The sequence below is a fragment of the Mesorhizobium sp. P3_A8 genome, from assembly GCF_056402995.1.
Genome location: NZ_JBFUGI010000002.1, coordinates 528,598 through 549,097 on the forward strand (window position 1 = coordinate 528,598; position 20,500 = coordinate 549,097).

Sequence of the window (20,500 nt, forward strand, 5' to 3'; positions counted from 1 at the left end):
CCGTCTCACACTTTCCTGGAATGCTCTACAGCTTCAACTTGTCGATCATATCCTGCGTGACCAGGCAGATGCCCTTTTCGGAAACACGAAAACGCTTGGCGTCGAGAACCGGATCTTCGCCAACGACCAGCCCTTCCGGTATCCTAACACCATGGTCGATGACCACGCGCTTCAACTTTGCGTTCCGGCCGACATGAACGTCGGGCAGCATGACGACCTCTTCCAGCGTCGAATAGGAATTGATGCGCGCGCCGGTGAAGATCAGGCTTTTCTTCAGCGAAGCACCGGATACGATGCAGTCGCCCGACACGAGTGAAGAAACGGCCGAGCCACGGCGGCCATCCTCGTCATGCACGAACTTTGCCGGCGGCTTCAATTCGGCATAGGTCCAGATCGGCCAGTCGCGGTCGTAGAGATCGAGTTCCGGGGTGATATCCGTCAGGTCGATATTGGCTTCCCAATAGGCATCGACAGTGCCGACGTCGCGCCAGTAGGCCTCGTTTTCCATCGTCGAGCGCACGCATGACTTGGTGAAGCGGTGGGCAATCGCCTTACCGTGCTGGACGATATAGGGGATGATGTCCTTGCCGAAGTCGCGGCTCGAGCCAGGCTCGGCGGCGTCGCGGCGCAGCTGTTCCATCAGGAACTTGGTTTTGAAGACATAGATGCCCATCGAGGCCAAAGCGAGTTCCGGATTGCCCGGAATGCCGGGCGGATCAGCAGGCTTTTCGACGAAGGCGATGATGTTGTCCTTGCCGTCGACATGCATGACGCCGAAGCCGGTCGCTTCCATGCGCGGCACTTCGAGGCAGCCGACGGTGACGTCGGCATTGGCGTCGACGTGCTGGCGAAGCATCAGCTCGTAATCCATCTTGTAGATGTGGTCGCCGGCCAGGATGACCATGTATTCCGGGCCATAGGCCTCGATGATGTCGATGTTCTGATAGACGGCATCGGCCGTGCCTTCATACCACTGCGTTTCAGAGACGCGCTGGCTGGCCGGCAGGATGTCGAAGCTTTCGTTTCGTTCCGGCCGCAGGAAGTTCCAGCCGCGCTGCAGATGGCGGATCAGCGAATGCGCCTTGTACTGGGTGGCGACGCCGAGGCGGCGGATACCCGAGTTGAGCGCGTTGGAGAGCGCGAAATCGATGATGCGCGTCTTGCCGCCGAAATAGACCGCCGGCTTGGCGCGACGGTCCGTCAGTTCCTTGAGGCGGCTGCCACGGCCGCCGGCCAGTACATAGGCCATGGCATCGCGTGCCAGCGGCTGGGTCCGTTTCAAGTCTGCCATTTCTACCCTCCCAAGTTACTCAAGTCTCGCCACGGTGCTCGGCCTTGCCGGCCTCAGTCGGCAATGAGTTCGAGCATGATCGTCGACAGCGGCGGCAGAAGCATCGTTGCCGAGATGCTCTTGCCCTCTGCCCTTGCCTCGACAATGCCGCCATTGCCCATGCCGGAGCCGCCATATTCGGATGCGTCGGTGTTGATGATCTCGCGCCACTTGCCAGCCTTGGGCAGCGGCACACGATAATTGTCGCGCGGCACCGGCGTGAAGTTGGAGATGACGGCCACCGGGCTGCCGCCCGGCGCGTTGCGCACCCAGGCAAAAACCGAATTCTGGCTGTCGTCGACGATCAGCCAGGAGAAGCCTTCCGGCTCGCAATCGCGGCCATGCAGCGCCGGGCGCGAACGATAGAGATAGTTGAGATCGCGCACCGTCTGCCAGACGCCGCGATGCGGGCGGAAATCAAGCAGGTTCCAGTCGAGCGCACGCGCCTCGCTCCATTCGCGGCGCTGCGCGAATTCCTGGCCCATGAACAAGAGCTTCTTGCCAGGATAGCCCCACATGAAGCCGTAATAGGCCCGCAGTGTTGCGAATTTCTGCCAGTCGTCGCCGGCCATCTTGCCCAGCAGCGTGCCTTTGCCGTGCACGACCTCGTCATGCGAGAGCGGCAGCACGAAATTCTCCGAAAAGGCGTAGGTCAGGCCAAAGGTCAGGTCGTTGTGGTGGTGCTTGCGGAAGATCGGCTCCTTGGCGAAATACTCCAGCGTGTCGTGCATGAAGCCCATGTTCCACTTGAAGCCGAAGCCCAGCCCGCCTTCGTGCACCGGCGCCGAGACTTTCGGCCATGAGGTCGATTCCTCGGCGATGGTCATGACGCCCGGATGGTGGCCGTAGACCTCCTTGTTCATCTTCTGCAGGAACGAGACCGCCTCGAGGTTCTCGCGGCCGCCCTTCTCGTTGGGGATCCATTCGCCGGCCTTGCGCGAATAGTCGAGGTAGAGCATCGAGGCGACCGCATCGACGCGCAAACCGTCGACATGGTATTTCTCGGCCCAGAACAATGCGTTGTTGACGAGGAACGACACCACCTCGCGGCGGCCGAAATTGTAGATCGCGGTGTTCCAGTCGGGATGGAAGCCCTTGCGCGGATCGGCATGCTCGTAGAGCGCGGTGCCGTCGAAATGGGCAAGGCCATGCGCGTCGACCGGAAAATGCGCCGGCACCCAGTCGAGGATGACGCCGACGCCGGCGCGATGCGCCCCATCGACAAAACGGGCAAAGCCGTCCGGATCGCCGAAACGGGCCGACGGCGCGTAAAGCCCGGTTGTCTGATAACCCCAGGACGGGTCATAGGGATGTTCGGAGATCGGCATGAACTCGATGTGGGTAAAGCCGGTCTCGACCGCATAGGGGATCAGCCGGTCGGCCAGTTCGTCCCATGACAGGAACGTGCCGTCGTCGCGAAGCTGCCAGGAACCGGCATGGACTTCGTAGATCGAGATGGCTTCGCGGCGGTGATCGGCATTGCGCCAGAAATTGCGGTGCGCCTCATCGCCCCACTCATGCGCCGGCGGCACGGCAACAACCGAAGCCGTGGCCGGACGCAGTTCGGACTTGAACGCAAACGGGTCCGCCTTCAGCGGCAGCCTGACGCCATCGGGTGCGATGATCTCGTATTTGTAGGGCCGCCCGGCACCGATGTCGGGCACGAACAATTCCCAGATGCCAGTGTCGCGGCGATCGCGCATCGTGTGGCGGCGGCCGTCCCAGTCGTTGAAATCGCCGACCACCGAGACGCGTTTTGCATTGGGAGCCCAGACGGCGAAATGCACGCCGGTGGCGCCTTCGTGCTCGATGACATGCGCGCCAAGCTTGTCGAACAGCCGGAGGTGCGAACCCTCGGCGATATAATAATCGTCCAGAGGCCCGAGCACCGGGCCGAATGAATAGGGATCGGTCAGCCACCAGTCGCCGCCGGCGTTCCTAGCGTGATAGCGCAGCGGCTGCCGCTTCTTGATCGACAGCTTGCCTTCGAAGAAGCCGGCATCGTCTCGCCTGGACAATTGACCAGCCTCGATGTCGGTCAGCGTATAGGCCGTTACGGTCTCGGCATGCGGAACGAAACAACGGGCAAACAGGCCCTTGCCGACCTCATGGACACCAAGGACCGCAAACGGATCTCCGTGCGTGCCGGCGACAATCGCCGCAACATCGCCGGCTGGCGCCAGTCCGTCCGGCCCGCTTGTCGTAGCGGTCGCGCGCGGTTTCCTCATCAGGCAGTGTCCCTCCCAGGGCACCAGGTGTTTGTTTCTGGCGATGCGAGTTGGCAGTCAACCCGCATCACCGGGACCACATTGTTCGTGGCCTCATGCAATCACATCAGACAGGCACGTTCCAGATTTCTTTCGCATATTGGCGGATCGTACGATCGGACGAGAACCAGCCGACGCGCGCGACATTGCGGATTGCCTTGGCATACCAGTCCGGGCTGTTGCGCCAGACAGCGTCGACATCACGCTGGGCGGCGGCGTAGGCGTCGAAATCGGCGGCAACCATGAACCAGTCGGTGTTGTAGAGGCCGTTCATCAGGTCGCGATAGCGATCGGGATCGTCGGGCGAGAAGACACCCGATGAAACGGCCGCGACCGCCTGCGCCAGTTCGGGGGAGCCCTCGATCACGGCGCGCGGGTTGTAGCCATTGTTGCGCCGCTCGGCGACCTCGGCCGTGGTGAGGCCGAAGATGAAGATGTTGTCGTCGCCGACGCAGTCCTTGATCTCGACATTGGCGCCGTCGAGCGTGCCGATGGTCAGTGCGCCGTTGAGCGCGAACTTCATGTTGCCGGTGCCCGACGCTTCCATGCCGGCGGTCGATATCTGCTCGGACAGGTCAGCGGCCGGCATCAGCACCTCGGCCAGGCTGACGTTGTAGTTCGGCACGAACACCACCTTCAGCAAACCGCGAACGGCCGGGTCGCGGTTGATGACCCTGGCGACGTCGTTGGCAAGTTTGATGATCAGCTTGGCGTTGTGATAGCTGGGCGCCGCCTTGCCGCCGAAGAATTTCACGCGCGGCATCCAGTCGCGCTCGGGATGCGAACGGATCTGGTCGTAAAGCGCGATCGCCTCGAGGATGTTGAGAAGCTGGCGCTTGTATTCGTGGATGCGCTTGACCTGGATGTCGAACAGCGCCGAGGGGTCGACCTTGATGCCGAGCCGGTCGGCGACGAGATTGGCCAGGCGCGCCTTGTTCTGCCGCTTGACGCCCGCGAACTTCTCCCGGAACGCGCTGTCATCGGCAAAGCCGTCGAGCCCCTTGATGGCGTCGATGTCGTCGAGAAAGCGGTCGCCGATCGCCTCGCGGGCGAGCGAGGTCAGCCCGGGGTTGCACTGGATCAGCCAGCGCCGCGGCGTGATGCCGTTGGTCTTGTTGTTGATGCGATCGGGATAGAGCTTGTGCAGGTCGGCGAACACCGTTTCCTTCATCAGCTCGGTGTGCAGCGCCGAGACGCCGTTGATCGAGTGCGAGCCAACAAAAGCCAGATTGCCCATACGCACGCGGCGGTCGCCATTCTCCTGGATCAGCGAGATGCGGCTGATCTGCTCATCCGAGAACAGGTTGGTGGCGCGCGCTTCCAGAAGCACCTGCGCGTTGATGGCGTAGACGATCTGCATGTGGCGCGGCAAAAGCCGCTCGAACAGCGGCACCGGCCAGCTTTCCAGCGCCTCGGGAAGAAGCGTGTGGTTGGTGTAGCCGAAGGTGCGTTTGGTGACATCCCAGGCAAGGTCGAAGTCCATGCCGTGGACATCCATCAAGAGCCGCATCAGCTCCGGCACCGCGATCGCCGGATGGGTGTCGTTCAAGTGGATCGCCGCCTTGTCGGGCAGCGACTTCAGGTCACCATATTGGCTGAGATGCCGCTGCACGATGTCCTGCAGCGAAGCCGTGGAGAAGAAGTACTCTTGCCTGAGCCGCAGCTCCTGCCCTGCCTTGTGGGAATCGGCGGGGTAAAGGACGCGCGACAGGGCGTCGGCCTTGTTGCTTTCGGCGAGCGCGCCGATGTGGTCGCCGGCATTGAACTTGTCGAGCAGGATCGGATCGATCGGCATGCCGGACCAGAGCCGCAGCGTGTTGACGCGGTTTGCCCGCCAGCCGACGACAGGCGTGTCGTAGGCAACAGCCAGGACATGCTCGGTCGGCTTCCAGACATGGCGCTCGAGCCGGCCGTCCTTCGACGTGATCGATTCCACCGAGCCGCCGAAGCCGACCTCGAAGGAGCGTTCGCGCCGTTCGAATTCCCAGGGGTTGCCGTGATCGAGCCAGGTCTCGGGCAATTCGACCTGCCAGCCTCCTTGAATCTCCTGGCGGAACATGCCGTTGGCGTAGCGGATGCCGTAGCCATGCGCAGGAATGTCGACCGTTGCCATGCTTTCCATGAAGCAGGCGGCGAGCCGGCCGAGGCCGCCATTGCCGAGCGCGGCATCGGGTTCTAGCGCCGCGATGAGATCGAGGTCGACGCCGAGCGACGACAGCGCCTCGCGCATATTGTCCATCAAGCCGAGATTGGAAAAGGCGTCGCGCATCAGGCGGCCGATGAGGAATTCCAGTGACAGGTAATAGACGCGCTTTTCCTGCTGGTCGTAGGCCTCTTTGGTCGCCTGCATCCAGTGATCGACGATACGGTCGCGCACGACCTTGATCGAAGCGGTGAGCCAGTCGTACTGGGTCGCAACGGTGGTGTCCTTGCCGACCCTGTATTTGAGGGCCATCAAGACTTCCCTTGCGAGGGTCTTCGGATCAGGATTTTCGAGCAGTGGGGGAAGGGTTTCGGATGTCATCGCGCGCGTCATGCTGCCTCTCGTGCGGTTGCAATGATCATACCGGCTTTCACCATTCATCCCAGCCCATGTTACCGCATCGCAACATATATTCAATCGATTTAGATGGGCGCGTGCCGGCTTACCCTGCGGCAATTTGACAAATCAGGCGGCCAATGCGGCTTCCGGAGGTGTCTTCGCACCGGTCATGAAGGCAACGGCATCGGACATCGTATACTGCTTGGGGTCTATGACGCAGAGGCGACGGCCCAGGCGGTGGATGTGGATGCGGTCGGCCACCTCGAAGACATGCGGCATGTTGTGCGAGATCAGCACGATCGGCAGGCCGCGCTTCTTGACGTCGAGGATCAGTTCGAGCACGCGGCGGCTCTCCTTGACGCCGAGGGCAGCCGTCGGCTCGTCCATGATCACCACCCGGCTGCCGAAGGCAGCGGCGCGCGCCACCGCCACGCCCTGGCGCTGGCCGCCCGAGAGCGTCTCCACCGCCTGGCTGATGTTCTGGATGGTCATCAGGCCAAGTTCGGTGAGCTTGTCGCGGGCACGCTTTTCCATCGCCGGGCGGTCGAGCATGCGCAACCACTGGCCGAGGAAGCCTGGTTTGCGGATCTCGCGGCCGAGGAACATGTTGTCGGCGATCGACAGGGCCGGCGACAGCGCCAGATTCTGGTAGACCGTCTCGATGCCGGCTTCGCGGGCTTCCATCGGCGACTTGAAGGCGACGGGTTTGCCTTCGAGCCTGATCTCGCCTTCGTCCGGCGCGGCCGCGCCGGAAATCGCCTTGATGAGCGACGACTTGCCGGCGCCATTGTCGCCGATGACGGCGAGGATTTCGCCGGGATAAAGGTCGAAGTCGGCATTGTCGAGCGCGGTGACGCGGCCATAACGTTTGACCAGCCCGCGCGCGGTGAGGATGGGTTCCTGGGTCATGACTATGCCGAAACCTTTCTGATCCATTGATCGATCGCCACGGCGCCGATGATCAGCACACCGGTTAGCAGCACTTTCCACTGCGGATCGGCGCCCATCATGTTGAGACCCATGGAGACGACGCCGACGATCATCGCACCAAACAGCGTGCCCAGGATCGAGCCGCGCCCGCCGAACAGGGAAATACCGCCAATCACCGTCGCGGTGATGGCCTGCAGATTGTAGTCGGTGACGGCGGCTGACGGCGAGATCGAGCCGTTGCGGCCGATGGAGACCCAGGCAGCGAAAGCGGCGATCAGCCCGGCAAGGGTGTAGACCGTCATCAGCACCTTCTTGGTCTGGATGCCCGAGAGCTTCGCCGCTTCCTGATCGTCACCAACAGCATAGACATGGCGACCCCATGCCGTGTGATTGAGCACGTACCAGAGGATCAGAACGAGCACGACCGTGGCGATGACGCCAAGCGTCAGCACCGCCGTGCCGATCTTGAAGCTCAGGGCGAAGAGATGCAGCAGCGGCGCCTGGGCGTCGACGTCGGTGTCGCGGATCGTCTCATTGGCCGAATAGATGAAGTTCGTGGCCATGACGATGTTCCAGGTGCCAAGCGTCACGATGAAGGGCGGCAGCTTCATGTAGGCGACCAGCAGCCCGTTGAGCAGCCCGCAGGCCGCACCGGCGGCGAGCCCGATCGTCACGGCGAGAATGGCCGGCATACCATAACTGACCGCGCAATTGCCCATGATCACGGCGGAAATAACCATGATCACGCCAATCGACAGGTCGATGCCGGCGGTCAGGATGACCAGCGTCTGCGCGGCACCGAGAATGCCGATGATGGCGATCTGCTGCAGGATCAGCGTCAGCGTGTAGGACGAAAAGAAACGTCCGCCGATGGCGATACCGAAGATGACGATCGACAGGACCAGCACGATCAGCGGCACAGCGGCCGGCGTCGAATGCAGGAAATGCTGGATGCGCTTGACGGCCGATTTGTGCTCGTCAAAAGCGGCGACGCTGGTGTCGCTGCTCGAGAGAACCTTCTCGAATTCCTGAGCTTGAGCCATGTTTCCTCCCCGTGAGCGGTCAGCCAAACGCTGACGCCCGTCCACGCCTTTCCGGTCTATCGCCGGGATTGTTCGCGGTCACGCGACCCATCGTCCACCCGAAGCGGCCGGGGATCAAGTCCCCCCGGCCGTTTCGGTTGTTTTGTTGCCAGTCAGACCGGCATCAGCCCCAGCACTTGGCGAGGCCTTCCTTGGTGTCGATGGACTTCACGCCGGTGGCCGGCTTGTCGGTGACCAGGTTGACGCCGGTGTCGAAGAAGTTCTTGCCTTCGGTCGGCTTCGGCTTGGTTCCGTCCTTGGCGAAGGCTGCGATCGCCTCGATGCCGAGCGCCGCCATCTGCAGCGGATACTGCTGCGAGGTCGCGCCGATCACGCCTTCTGTAACCGACTTCACGCCGGGGCAGCCACCGTCGACCGAGACGATCAGCACCTGCTTTTCAAGGCCGACGGCCTTGAGCGCCTGGTAGGCACCGACAGCGGCCGGCTCGTTGATGGTGTGGATGACGGTGATGCCGGAGTCCTTCTGAAGCAGGTTCTCCATCGCCTTGCGGCCGCCTTCCTCGTTGCCGTTGGTGACGTCGTGGCCGACGATGCGCGGATCGGTTTCGTCGCCGATCTTGTTGGGGTCCTTCACGTCGATGCCGTAGCCCATCATGAAGCCCTGGTCGCGCAGCACGTCCACGGTCGGCTGCGAGGGCGTCAGGTCGAGGAAGCCGATCTTGGCGTCCTTGGCCTTATCGCCGAGCGTCGCGGCGGCCCAGGCGCCGATCAGTTTGCCGGCCTCGAGATTGTCGGTGGCGAAGGTCGCATCGGCCGCGTCGATCGGGTCGAGCGGCGTGTCGAGCGCGATCACCAGCAGGCCGGCATCACGCGCCTTCTTCACGGTCGGCACGATGCCCTTGGTGTCGGATGCGGTGATCAGGATACCCTTGGCGCCGTCGGCAATGCAGCTTTCGATGGCCGCCACCTGGCTCTCGCTGTCGCCGTCGATCTTGCCGGCGTAGGTCTTGAGGTCGACGCCGAGTTCCTTGGCCTTTGCGGTCGCGCCTTCCTTCATCTTGACGAAGAAGGGGTTGGTGTCGGTCTTGGTGATCAGGCAGGCGCCGACACCGGCCGCGGATGCGGACGAGGCAAACGCCATCAGGCCCAGGGCCGCCGCCGCAAACACGGTGGACTTCAACAGTTTTGTATTGGTCACGATATTTCCTCCCAGTGGAACCAATTCCGGATGCCGGCCAACCGACATCCACAGCGCATCCAACGAATTTCTCCCAGCGTGGACGCGGCTCCAACAGACACCAGACCGGGACCTCTGTCAATAATTAAATCACTCTTATTTATTATTGACAGCCTTGCTTCGTTCACTCATTCTGGCCCAAAAGCATCGAGAAGAAACGACGGGAGGAACAGGGTGGAGACCGCCATTGCGAGGCACGGTTCGCCCGAAGCGAATGACAGCCTGATTCACCGCGGCACCAACCAGAGTGGCATGCGCGACCACAACGAGCGGTTGGTGCTCTCGCTGGTGCGCCAGCATGGCAGCCTGGCGAAATCCGACATCGCCCGCATGACCGGGCTTTCGGCGCAGACGGTTTCGGTCATCATGCGCGAACTCGAGGAAGAAGGCCTGCTCGTGCGTCAGGCGCCGCTGCGCGGCAAGATCGGCCAGCCGTCCATCCCGATGGCGCTCAACCCCGAGGGCGCTTTCTTCATCGGCCTCAAGATCGGCCGCCGCAGCGCGGAACTGGTGCTGATCGATTTTCTTGGCCATGTGCGCGCGATGCTGCAGCACTCCTATCGCTATCCGGCACCGCGCGAGACGGTGGAATTCGTCACATCAGGGATGAAGAAGATGCGTGGCGAACTGACACCGGCGCAGGACAAGCGCATCGCCGGCCTCGGCATCGCCATGCCGTTCGAACTGTGGAACTGGGCCGACACCGCTGGCGCGCCGCGCGACGTCATGGACGAATGGCGCCACCGCGACATCAAGGCCGACATTCAGGCGCAATGCGAGTTTCCGGTCTATCTGCAGAACGACGCCACCTCGGCCTGCGGCGCCGAGCTCGTCTTCGGCCAGGCGGGCGGCGCGCGTGACTTCGTCTATTTCTATATCGGCGCCTTCGCCGGCGGCGGCATCGTGCTCAACGGCCGGTTGTTCGGCGGCCCGACCGGCAATGCCGGCGCGCTCGGCTCCATGCCGGTGCCGGGACCGGACGGCAAGCCGACCCAGCTGATCGACGTGGCGTCCATCGCCATGCTGGAAAAAGCGCTCAATGCGCGGGGCGTCGAGGCCTCGCATCTGTGGACATCGCCGGAAGACTGGGGCGACATCGGTTCCGAACTCGACGACTGGATCGCCAGTGCCTCACAGGCGCTTGCCTATGCCATCGTCGCGGCGTCCTCGGTCATCGATTTCGAGGCGGCGGTGATCGACGGCTGGATGCCGAAGGCGGTGCGCCGCCGGCTGGTCGATGCCATCATCGCGGCCATCGCGACAATCGACGGCGAAGGTCTGAAACTTCCCGCCGTTCGCGAGGGAACCGTCGGCATCCATGCCCGAGCGCTCGGCGGCGCCAGCCTGCCGCTGTCCGAACGCTTCCTGATCGGTTCGACGACGATTTCCAGGAGCGCCTGAATGCTGATCGGGATCCCGACGCTGCTCGGTCCGGAACTTCTGGCGACACTGCGCGCCATGGGCCATGGCGACGAGATCGCCCTTGTCGATGGAAACTATCCGGCCGAGGAGCAGGCAAGGCGCCTGATCCGCGCCGACGGTCATCCGCTCATTCCGGTGCTCGACGCGATCCTGAGCATCCTGCCGGTCGACGACGCAGTTCCGGAGGCGCTGTTTCGCGCGTCCGTGAAAGGCGACCCGTCGCTCGCCGATCCAGTTCATCACGAGATCGAGGCGATCTGCGCCAAACACGCGCCGGGCCGCAAGGTGGTTGCACTGGCCGGAGCCGACTTCTATGCACGGGTCAAATCGGCGCATGCCATCGTCGCGACGAGCGAACCCAGGCTTTACGCCAACATCATCATCCGCAAGGGCGTGATCTATCCGCCGGAGACCAGGAAGCCATGATCCTCTGCTGCGGCGAAGCCCTGATCGACATGCTGCCGCGCACCACGACGCAGGGCGAGCCGGCCTTCGCCCCCTATGTCGGCGGCGCGGTGTTCAATTCGGCGATCGCTCTTGGCCGGCTTGGCGCACCGGCCGGTTTCTTTTCCGGCCTGTCGTCGGATCTGTTCGGCGGCCAGTTCAGGGACGCGCTGGGGGCGAGCAAGGTCAGTTCCACCTATGCCCACACCTCGCCAAGGCCAACGACGCTGGCCTTCGTGAAGCTCACCAACGGTCAGGCGACCTACACATTCTACGACGAGAACACAGCCGGACGCCTGTTGACCATCGATGACCTGCCAGCGCTTGGCAACGAGATCGAGGCCATGCTGTTCGGCGCGATCAGTCTGATCTCGGAGCCCGCCGGCAGTGCTTATGAAGAGTTCATGCGGCGCGAGCATGCAAGCCGCGTCATGATGCTCGATCCCAACATCCGGCCGAACTTCATCCCGGACAAGGCCAAGCACCTCAGACGCATCCGCGCCATGATGGCGATGGCCGACATCGTGAAGCTGTCGGACGAAGACCTCCATTGGTTCGGCGAAGCCGGCTCGCATGAGGATGTCATCCGCAACTGGCTCGACCGTGGCCCCAAGCTGATCGTCGTGACCCATGGCAGCGAAGGTGCTGTCGGCTATACCAAGGACCACGCAGTCACCGTGATGCCGGAAAAGGTCGAGGTGGTCGACACGGTCGGCGCCGGCGACACGTTCAATGCCGGCATCCTCGCCTCCCTGCATGAGCAGGGCCTGCTGACGAAGGCGGCCATAGGCGACCTCACGCAAGAGGCCATCCACAAGGCGCTGGCGCTTGGTGCAAAGGCTGCGGCGGTGACCGTGTCACGCGCGGGCGCCAATCCGCCGTGGCGGCATGAAATCGCCTGAACAGCGCTCAACTTAAGTTGAGACAGCCGATCACTTTATGTTTCGCAGGACCGCTCAGTGGGACTATAAAGGCCCGATTGCGCCCGACGAAGCCCGGATTTCCGGCATCTTGCTGATATACGCCGGAAATCAGCGGTAACAGACTGCGATATCTCGGCAATTGGCGGCTCTGGCTTCCCGGCTTTCTCGGCAGGCGCAACTCTGGTACCAGCGGGCCGTTATCTGGCTAAACCGCCTGGTTAGAACCGTTTTTGAGGCCGACATGCAGTTCATTGATCTTGGCGCGCAGCGCGAACGCATCCGCGACCGGCTGAAGGCCGCGATCGACCGTGTCGTCGAAGAAGGGCGCTATATCCTCGGCCCGCAGGTCACCGAATTCGAGAACAAGCTCGCCGCCTATATCGGCACCAAGCATGTCGTGGCCTGCGCCAACGGCACCGATGCGCTGCTGTTGCCGCTGTTTGCCGCCGGCATCGGCCCGGGCGACGCGGTGTTCGTGCCCAGCTTCACTTTCGCCGCCACCGCCGAAGTGGTGGCGCTGGCCAAGGCCGAACCTGTCTTCGTCGATGTCGATCCGGTGACCTACAACATCGACATCGCCAGCCTCGAGGCGGCCATCGCCATGATCAAGAAGGAAGGCCGGCTGAAGCCTAAGGCGATCATCCCGGTCGACCTGTTCGGCCTTGCCGCCGACTATGATGCCATCATGGCGATCGCCGACCGCGAAGGGCTGCTGGTGATCGAGGACGCCGCCCAGTCGATGGGCGGGTCGCTTGACGGCAAGATGTGCGGTGCCTTCGGCCATGTCGGCTCGACCAGCTTCTATCCGGCCAAGCCGCTCGGCTGCTACGGCGACGGCGGGGCGATGTTCACCAATGATGACGCGCTGGCCGACAAGCTGCGTTCCTTCGCCTTCCACGGCAAGGGCGAGACGCAATATGACAATGTCCGCGTCGGCATCAATTCACGGCTCGACACGATCCAGGCGGCGATCCTGATCGAAAAGCTTGCCATTCTCGAAGACGAGATGGTGGCGCGCCAGGTGGTGGCAAACCGCTATGCCGAAGGGCTTGGCGATATCGTCACAGCTGCCCGCAACCTAGACGGCAGCCGTTCGGCCTGGGCGCAGTACGCGATCGAGACGCCCAAGCGCGATGGTCTGAAGGCGCATCTGGGCGAAAAGGGCATCCCGTCCGTCATCTACTACGTCAAGCCGCTGCATGCCCAGGTCGCCTATCGCGACTACCTGCGCACGCCGACCGGTCTTGCCGTCTCGGAGGACCTGCCGAAGCGCATCCTGTGCCTGCCGATGCACCCATATCTCAGCGAAGCCGACCAAGACCGGATCATCGAGACGATCCGCAACTATATCGGCTCGAACTCGGCGCAGGCCGCAGCCGAGTAATCGGTAACCGGTCTCAGGCGGGGCTGGCCCCTGCCCTGCCGCTGGCGATGAAATGCGGATTGGCGAAATCCTCGTCATCGGCCTGGTCGCGCTTGCCGTAGGCCAAGGGTTTGCCATCCAGCGTGCGTGTCGTGCCGCCCGCCGCGCGCAGCACCGCGTCGCCCGCCGCGGTGTCCCATTCCATGGTGCGGCCGAAGCGCGGATAGACATCCGCCTCGGCGCTGGCCAGAAGGCAGAATTTCAAGGACGATCCGACCGAGACGATCTCGGCGGCGCCGAGGTCACGAATATAGGCTTCGGTTTCCGGCGTGTTGTGGGAGCGGCTGGCAACGACGGCCAGCGGCACCGCTGCCGTTCTCACCGAAATCGGTCGGCGGGCGACGATCTGGTAGTCACCATCGATTTCGAGGCTCTCCGCCCTGCCCGGCAAGCCGGAAAAGAAGCGACCTATGCAAGGTGCGAAGACGACGCCGACTTCCGGCACGCCATGGCGGACAAGCGCGATGTTGACGGTGAAGTCGGTGCGGCGGTTGACGAATTCCTTGGTGCCGTCGAGCGGATCGATGAGGAAGAAGGCGTCACCGAGATCAGCCGGCATGATTCCGGCCGCGGCTTCCTCTTCGGCCACGCAGGGAATGTCGGGAAATGCGGCGCGCAGGCCGGCGAGGATGATCTTCTCGCTCTCGCGGTCCGCTTCGGTGACCGGCGAGGAGTCCGATTTGCGGTCGACCGCACAGCCGGCGTGGAACACGCGCATGACTTCGCGTCCGGCGGCCAGGGCCAGCCGCTCGAAGATGTCTAGCATCGACCTGTCAGATACCGCCGCCATTGTCATATTGGTCTTCGGCAATGTCACGCTCGTTCAGCCAGTGTTCAAGGGCATCTACCATCTCTTCGGCCGATTTGCCGAGTGTCTTCAGATGGATTTCCGGGTTTTCCGGCGCCTCGTAAGGTGAATCGACACCGGTGAAGTTCTTGATCTCGCCGTTCAGCGCGCGGGCATAGAGGCCCTTCGGGTCACGCCTGGCGCACTCCTCGAAGGGCGTGTCGACAAACACCTCGATGAATTCGCCATCGGCCATCAACTCGCGCGCCATGCGCCGCTCGGCGCTGAACGGCGAAATGAACGAAACAATGACGATCAACCCGGCATCGGCCATCAGCTTGGCCACTTCGGCCACGCGGCGGATGTTCTCGACGCGGTCGGCATCGGTGAAGCCGAGATCACGGTTGAGACCGTGGCGGACATTGTCGCCATCCAGAATGTAGGTGTGCCGGCCGGTGGCGAACAGCTTCTTCTCAAACAAATTGGCGATGGTCGACTTGCCGGAGCCTGACAGCCCGGTGAACCAGAACACGGCGGGCCGCTGGTTCTTCATGTCGGCGCGCACGCGCTTGCCGACGTCGAGCGATTGCCAGTGGATGTTTTCGGCACGACGCAGCGAGTGCACGATCATGCCGGCGCCGACCGTGGCATTGCTGATGCGATCGATCAGGATGAAGGCGCCGGTGGTGCGGTTCTCGGCGAAGGGATCGAAGGCAATCGGCGCCCGCGTCGAGATGTTGCAGATGCCGACTTCGTTCATTTCAAGCGACTTGGCCGCCTCGTGGGCGAAGTCGTTGACGTTGATGCGGTATTTCAGGTCGGTGACGGTGGCGCTGGTCTGGTCGGTTTCGGTGCGCAGGATGTAGGAACGGCCGGGCAGCAGCGCATGCTCGTCGAACCAGACGATGTTGGCGGCGAACTGATCGGCGACCTGCGGCCTGGCGGCCGGCGAAACCAGCATGTTGCCGCGTGAGACCTCAACCTCGTCGTCAAGAACGAGCGTGATGGCCTGACCGGCGACCGCCTGTTTGAGATCGCCGCCATAGGCGACAATGCGTTTGACATGCGACGACTTGCCGGATTTGGCGACGACGACCTCGTCGCCTTGCGCGATGGCGCCCGACGCGATCGTGCCGGCAAAGCCGCGGAAATCGAGATTGGGGCGATTGACGTATTGAACCGGAAACCGGAACGGCTGCTCGACAGCGGCCTCTTCGACCGAAACGGTCTCGAGGTGCTCGATCAGCGTCGGACCGGAATACCATTGCATCTTGTCAGAACGGCTGCTGACATTGTCGCCATAGCGGGCCGACATCGGGATCGGCACGATGGTCTGGAAGCCGAGATCGCGCGAGAATTGTCCGTAGTCTTCGACGATCCGATCGAAAACCGCCTGGTCGAAATCGACGAGATCGATCTTGTTGACGGCCAGCACGACATGGCGGATGCCGAGCAGCGAGGCGATGATCGAATGGCGCCGGGTCTGGCGCAGCACCCCTTGCCGCGCATCGATCAGCACGATCGCCAGGTCGGCGGTCGAGGCGCCGGTTGCCATGTTGCGCGTATACTGCTCGTGGCCGGGCGTGTCGGCGACGATGAACTTGCGCTTCGGTGTGGCGAAGAAGCGGTAGGCGACGTCGATGGTGATGCCTTGCTCGCGTTCGGCCTCGAGACCGTCGACGAGCAATGCGAAATCGATGTCATCGCCGGTGGTGCCGTGCTTGCGCGAATCGCGTTCGAGCGCGGCAAGCTGGTCCTCGAAGATCTGTTTGGTGTCGGATAGCAAACGCCCGATCAGCGTCGACTTGCCGTCATCGACCGAACCGCAGGTCAGAAAGCGCAGCAGCGACTTCTTCTCCTGCGCCGCCAGATAGTCGCGGACGCCGTCGGTGGGGGCGAGGCTCTTTGCCATGATGTGGCGCATGGTCAGAAATACCCCTCGCGCTTCTTCTTTTCCATCGAGCCTGCCTCATCGCGGTCGATCAGGCGGCCCTGGCGCTCGGAGGTGCGCGCGGTCAGCATCTCGCCGACGATGGCTTCGAGCGTGTCGGCATCGGATTCGATGGCGCCGGTCAGCGGATAGCAGCCCAAAGTGCGGAACCGGACCAGCCGGTTCTCGACTGTCTCGCCGGGGCGCAGTTTCATGCGATCGTCGTCCTTGAGGATCAGCATCCCGTCGCGTTCCACCACCGGCCGTTCCTTGGCGAAATAGAGCGGCACGATCGGGATGTTCTCCTGCAGGATGTACTGCCAGATATCGAGCTCGGTCCAGTTCGACAGCGGGAAGACGCGGATCGATTCGCCCGATGCGATGCGGGTGTTGAAGATCTTCCACATTTCGGGGCGCTGGTTCTTCGGATCCCAGACATGCTGGGCATTGCGGAAGGAGAATATGCGCTCCTTGGCGCGCGACTTCTCCTCGTCGCGACGGGCACCGCCAAAGGCGGCATCGAAACCGTATTTGTCGAGGGCCTGGCGCAGCGCCACGGTCTTCATCACATGGGTGTGGGTGTTCGAGCCATGGTCGAACGGATTGATGTTGTCGCGCACGCCGTCTTCGTTGACATGAACCAAAAGGTCGAAGCCGAGTTTCTGCGCCATCTGATCGCGAAAAGCGATCATTTCGCGGAACTTCCAGGTGGTGTCGACGTGAAGGAACGGGAACGGCGGCTTGGCGGGATAGAACGCCTTCATTGCCAGATGCATCAGCACGGATGAATCCTTGCCGACGGAGTAGAGCATGACCGGCTTGGAGAAGGCGGCCGCCACCTCGCGGAATATGTGGATGGATTCGGCTTCAAGCCGCTGCAGATGCGTAAGCGCTATGGTCATAGACTGTGAGCGTTCTCTCGTGCCTTGCGCCAGAAGACCTTGCGTCAAATCATCGGGCTTTTTGCGCCCGGTTCAAGCATCGCTTCTGGACAAACTTGTTTCGTGCGGGCGTTCTAGCAGATCGTTGCAGAGCAGAACAATGCAAGACGAGCCCGGCAACGGCCAGTTTGAGAACGAATTTTCCACGCTTTCGCCATAACCCGGAAATTTCTGTTCGCAAGGCCTCCAGCCGGGAAAAGGCAGGAAAAATATTGCTCGGAAGACCATGGCGGTAAATGCTCCTGGAGCCCTTTCCCAATCGACGGCCGCCGGTCGCCGATTTTCGGTGACAACGAGCCGCGGCGCACTATCGAAAAGGCAGCCCAGCCGCTATACAAGCCCCGGAAGCGGGCAAGATGCGTCATCAGGCATGGGCAATTTCGAGGCGAGCACATTCGGTTCGGCTGAACAGGATGTGCCGCACAAAGCCACTCGAGAATAGCGAGCCCGAAACTTGAACCGGCTTTCGTCTGCAAGACAGCAACTCACGCCTTCGCGGATCAATATCTACTTCTCCACCCTTTGCTTCTTTTTTCCACCGGTTCTGGGATCGGTGGTCAGCTTCGTGTTCAATGGCGGCGGTCTGTGGTCCGTTCTGCTGATCGCCTTCAAGAAGAGGCGCTTCAACACCGACCGGGCGATGATGGCGCTGACGATCGCGATCTATGCCTATTGTGCGGCCAATCTCGTGGCGTCCATCGTCAACAACGCGCTCGTCCAGGATGCGCCACGCCTTATTCCGCTCATAACCTTCCTGTTTTTTCCCGCCTCCTATTCGACCTGGAGCATCTCGCGGAAGACCACGCTGGTTCGCATCATCGTGCTCAGCAGCTTGGCGGCCTGTTTCGCCGCACTGCTGCTGGCCGTTGCGCAGCAATATTGGGTGGGGATGAGGGCCAAGGGCGGGGCGGGCAATGCGATCGTGTTCGCGGAGGTCCTGTGCCTTGCCGTGATGGTCTGTGTGGCTGGCGCCTTGTCGGGCATCGAGAGACACAGGATTGCCCTCCTTTGCGCAGCGCTTGGCGGAACGATCGCCATCATCTATTCCGAGACGCGCATCGTCTGGCTAGCCCTGCTGATTGCCGGCATCGCCGTTCTGTTGATCAACCAGCGCAGGCTGAGAGGCAGGAATGCCGTTCGGCTGCTCTTGTTGCTGGTCGCGGTCGGCGTCGTGGTCGGCGCTGTCGGCTTCCAGACGATATCCGGGCGCATCGACTTTCTGCGCGCCGACTGGAATGCGCTTGGGGCACAAAGCCACTACGACACCTCGTTGGGATTCCGTGTTGCCCTTTGGGAGATAGGCCTCAAGGCGTTCCGTGAGACCCCATTGTTTGGACATGGCGTGGGTGCCACCCAGTTCTTGATAAGACAAGGCTTCCGGGATCAGTTCGGGATGGATGCCGGCTTCAATCATTTTCACAACGGCATCCTGACCGCCCTGGTGCAGGCAGGGCTCCTGGGCGCGTTGACGCTGGCGGCGATCTTTGTCGTGGCCGCCACAAATGCCGCCCGGGTCCTGCGAAACAGCACCGATCCGATCGAGCGTTTTGGCGCCACGATGATTGTCATCGTGGTGATCACCTATCTCACATCCGGGATGACGGGCATCCTGGTTGGTCACGACATTCTGGACTCGGTGCTGATGGTCTTCCTGGTGTCGGGAACGTATCTTGCGTCAGGACGTCAGGCGCAAGACCAGGCGCTTCCATCCACCCAATAGCCGTTCAGGGCAAAGGCCATGAAAGTCCTGGTCACAGGCGCGACAGGCTTCATCGGCCGTCAGGTGGTGCATCAGCTTCGTGATGCGGGCGCGGAGCTTCGTCTCGCGTCACGCTATCCTGAGAGGATTGGTCCGGGACAGGATGCCATGCAGATGCCCGGTTTCGATGCGCCGGCGGCTGCCTTCCTGGCGCTTACCAGGGACGTTACGGATGTCGTGCATTGCGCGGGCCTGAACAATGATGAAGGCAATGCCACCGAAGCCGATTTTCGGGCGGCCAATACGGAATTGAGTGCACGGCTGGCGCAAGCCGCCGCCGAGCAGGCAAGCGGACGCTTCATCCAGCTCTCCTCGATCCGGGCCGTGATCGGTGCGCGCGTCAGTGCTGCGATCGACGCGGACACGATACCCGATCCGCAATGCGCCTATGGGCGCTCGAAGCGCGAAGCAGAGATCATGGTGCTGGACGCCTATGCGTCGCATGGCCGTTCCGACGCCACCGTATTGCGGCTGCCTCCGGTCTACGGAACCGGCATGAAAGGAAACCTGGCGACGCTGATGCGACTGGCCGATACCGGCCTGCCGCTGCCGGCAGGCGCGTTGACAGGAACCCGCTCGCTGCTGTCATCGCAAGCGGCGGCAGGCGCGGTGTGGCATCTGCTGAACCGTCCGGGGCGACTGCGCCCGATCTATGTTGCCAGCGATGTGCCGCCGGTTTCGGTCGCGGCCATTGTCGGCGCTTTTCGCAACGGTTTTGGACGGCCTCCGCGGCTGATGGCTGTGCCAGCCGGGCCATTGCGGGCAGCCGCGGTTCTGCTGGGCAAGCGGACGTCCTGGGACAGCATGACGGCGACACAGATATGCGACCCTTCCCTGCTGGTATCCGAAGGCTGGCTGCCGGAAACCACGACGCTGGAGCGGCTGGCCGAGATAGTGCGGCTCGGAAACACTCAGTCGCCTCCTTTGCGATAGAGCGTTGCAAACAGGATGCGCAGGTCGAGCCAGAACGACGCCGTCCTGAGATAGGCGGCATCCGTTTCGGCCAGAAGCTGCGGGTTCGACATGTCGATGCCCCTGACCTGGGCCATGCCGGTAATGCCCGGAAGTGCCGCCAAGACGCCCAAGCGCCTGCGACTCTCGATCAGTTCCGTCTGTGTCGGCAGGCAAGGGCGTGGCCCGACCAGGCTCATCTCGCCCCGCAGGACGTTCCAGAATTGCGGCAGCTCATCAAGCTTGAACTTCCGCAAGGTCCTTCCGACCGCGGTCACGGCATTCGCCGGCGCTTCGTGCGAGGGCAAGGACGGCGTTCCCTGGACCATCGTCCGCAACTTGTGGCAGCGAAACAACACGCCATCGCGACCGACCCGCGTTTGCGAAAAGATCACCGGACCGGGCGACGATGCCCGCACCGCAAGCGCGCAGAGCAACAGAACAGGCGACGTCACCAACAGCAGCAGGGTTGTCGCGACGAGATCGAAGGCCCGCTTCAGTCCCTTCACGGCCATCCCCTGATCACGAGAGCAATTCCAGGAAAAGTGTGAACCGGTTTTCCCGGGAAAAG

16 protein-coding genes are annotated in these 20,500 nt (G+C 62.5%); 6 read left to right on the plus strand and 10 right to left on the minus strand.

The genetic code is table 11. The features are described 5' to 3' along the window. Positions 1 to 25: 25 nt before the first annotated feature. The 6 genes from glgC to AC1DX4_RS06765 form a co-directional block, all read right to left on the minus strand. The gene (glgC, locus tag AC1DX4_RS06740; protein WP_477219569.1) at positions 26 to 1,291 is read right to left on the minus strand and encodes a glucose-1-phosphate adenylyltransferase; all 1,266 of its coding nucleotides are present in this window, start codon (positions 1,289 to 1,291) and stop codon (positions 26 to 28) included. A gap of 53 nt (positions 1,292 to 1,344) precedes the next feature. Next, positions 1,345 to 3,558, minus strand: coding sequence for a 1,4-alpha-glucan branching protein GlgB (gene glgB, locus AC1DX4_RS06745; protein WP_477219570.1), 2,214 nt, complete (start codon positions 3,556 to 3,558; stop codon positions 1,345 to 1,347). 106 nt (positions 3,559 to 3,664) lie between these two features. Next, positions 3,665 to 6,133: a glycogen/starch/alpha-glucan phosphorylase gene (locus AC1DX4_RS06750; protein WP_477219571.1), complete on the minus strand. Its 2,469-nt coding sequence runs from the start codon at positions 6,131 to 6,133 to the stop codon at positions 3,665 to 3,667. Positions 6,134 to 6,265: 132 nt separating this feature from the next. After that, entirely contained in the window at positions 6,266 to 7,048 is a 783-nt protein-coding gene (locus AC1DX4_RS06755; protein ID WP_172231191.1) for an ATP-binding cassette domain-containing protein, read from the minus strand. Between the two features lie 2 nt (positions 7,049 to 7,050). Further along, entirely contained in the window at positions 7,051 to 8,112 is a 1,062-nt protein-coding gene (locus tag AC1DX4_RS06760) for an ABC transporter permease (RefSeq protein ID WP_477219572.1), read from the minus strand. 163 nt (positions 8,113 to 8,275) lie between these two features. Next, positions 8,276 to 9,253, minus strand: coding sequence for a sugar ABC transporter substrate-binding protein (locus AC1DX4_RS06765; protein WP_430515894.1), 978 nt, complete (start codon positions 9,251 to 9,253; stop codon positions 8,276 to 8,278). Positions 9,254 to 9,523: 270 nt separating this feature from the next. Between AC1DX4_RS06765 and AC1DX4_RS06770 the strand changes: the two genes are divergently transcribed. The 4 genes from AC1DX4_RS06770 to AC1DX4_RS06785 all read left to right on the plus strand — a co-directional run bounded on the left by AC1DX4_RS06770 (position 9,524) and on the right by AC1DX4_RS06785 (position 13,522). Further along, the gene (locus AC1DX4_RS06770) at positions 9,524 to 10,750 is read left to right on the plus strand and encodes an ROK family transcriptional regulator (protein ID WP_477219573.1); all 1,227 of its coding nucleotides are present in this window, start codon (positions 9,524 to 9,526) and stop codon (positions 10,748 to 10,750) included. Continuing rightward, complete coding sequence (locus tag AC1DX4_RS06775; protein WP_477219574.1) at positions 10,751 to 11,197, plus strand: RbsD/FucU family protein; 447 nt, start codon at positions 10,751 to 10,753, stop codon at positions 11,195 to 11,197. Next, on the plus strand, positions 11,194 to 12,117 hold the full coding sequence (locus AC1DX4_RS06780) for a carbohydrate kinase family protein (RefSeq protein WP_477219575.1): 924 nt from the start codon (positions 11,194 to 11,196) through the stop codon (positions 12,115 to 12,117). The genes AC1DX4_RS06775 and AC1DX4_RS06780 overlap by 4 nt, the downstream gene beginning before the upstream one ends. A gap of 262 nt (positions 12,118 to 12,379) precedes the next feature. Continuing rightward, complete coding sequence (locus AC1DX4_RS06785) at positions 12,380 to 13,522, plus strand: DegT/DnrJ/EryC1/StrS family aminotransferase (protein ID WP_477219576.1); 1,143 nt, start codon at positions 12,380 to 12,382, stop codon at positions 13,520 to 13,522. Between the two features lie 13 nt (positions 13,523 to 13,535). Here AC1DX4_RS06785 and cysQ read toward each other — a convergent pair whose 3' ends face one another. Genes cysQ through cysD form a run of 3 tightly spaced genes read right to left on the minus strand, consistent with a single transcriptional unit; the run spans position 13,536 to position 17,180 of the window. Then, positions 13,536 to 14,327, minus strand: a complete 792-nt coding sequence (gene cysQ / locus AC1DX4_RS06790; protein WP_477219786.1) for a 3'(2'),5'-bisphosphate nucleotidase CysQ — start codon at positions 14,325 to 14,327, stop codon at positions 13,536 to 13,538. A gap of 7 nt (positions 14,328 to 14,334) precedes the next feature. Beyond that, the gene (gene cysN / locus AC1DX4_RS06795; RefSeq protein WP_477219577.1) at positions 14,335 to 16,272 is read right to left on the minus strand and encodes a sulfate adenylyltransferase subunit CysN; all 1,938 of its coding nucleotides are present in this window, start codon (positions 16,270 to 16,272) and stop codon (positions 14,335 to 14,337) included. Between the two features lie 2 nt (positions 16,273 to 16,274). Beyond that, on the minus strand, positions 16,275 to 17,180 hold the full coding sequence (gene cysD / locus AC1DX4_RS06800; RefSeq protein WP_095198602.1) for a sulfate adenylyltransferase subunit CysD: 906 nt from the start codon (positions 17,178 to 17,180) through the stop codon (positions 16,275 to 16,277). A 592-nt stretch (positions 17,181 to 17,772) separates the two neighbouring features. Between cysD and AC1DX4_RS06805 the strand changes: the two genes are divergently transcribed. Together AC1DX4_RS06805 and AC1DX4_RS06810 are read left to right on the plus strand one after the other, a co-directional pair. Next, complete coding sequence (locus AC1DX4_RS06805) at positions 17,773 to 18,939, plus strand: O-antigen ligase family protein (protein WP_477219578.1); 1,167 nt, start codon at positions 17,773 to 17,775, stop codon at positions 18,937 to 18,939. A gap of 18 nt (positions 18,940 to 18,957) precedes the next feature. Beyond that, entirely contained in the window at positions 18,958 to 19,911 is a 954-nt protein-coding gene (locus AC1DX4_RS06810; RefSeq protein WP_477219579.1) for a UDP-glucose 4-epimerase family protein, read from the plus strand. Here AC1DX4_RS06810 and AC1DX4_RS06815 read toward each other — a convergent pair. Then, positions 19,890 to 20,444 carry a sugar transferase gene (locus tag AC1DX4_RS06815; RefSeq protein ID WP_477219580.1) on the minus strand — a complete coding sequence of 185 codons (555 nt, stop codon included), beginning with the start codon at positions 20,442 to 20,444 and terminating at the stop codon, positions 19,890 to 19,892. The two genes, AC1DX4_RS06810 and AC1DX4_RS06815, sit on opposite strands and share 22 nt — an antisense overlap. Positions 20,445 to 20,500: the final 56 nt, after the last annotated feature.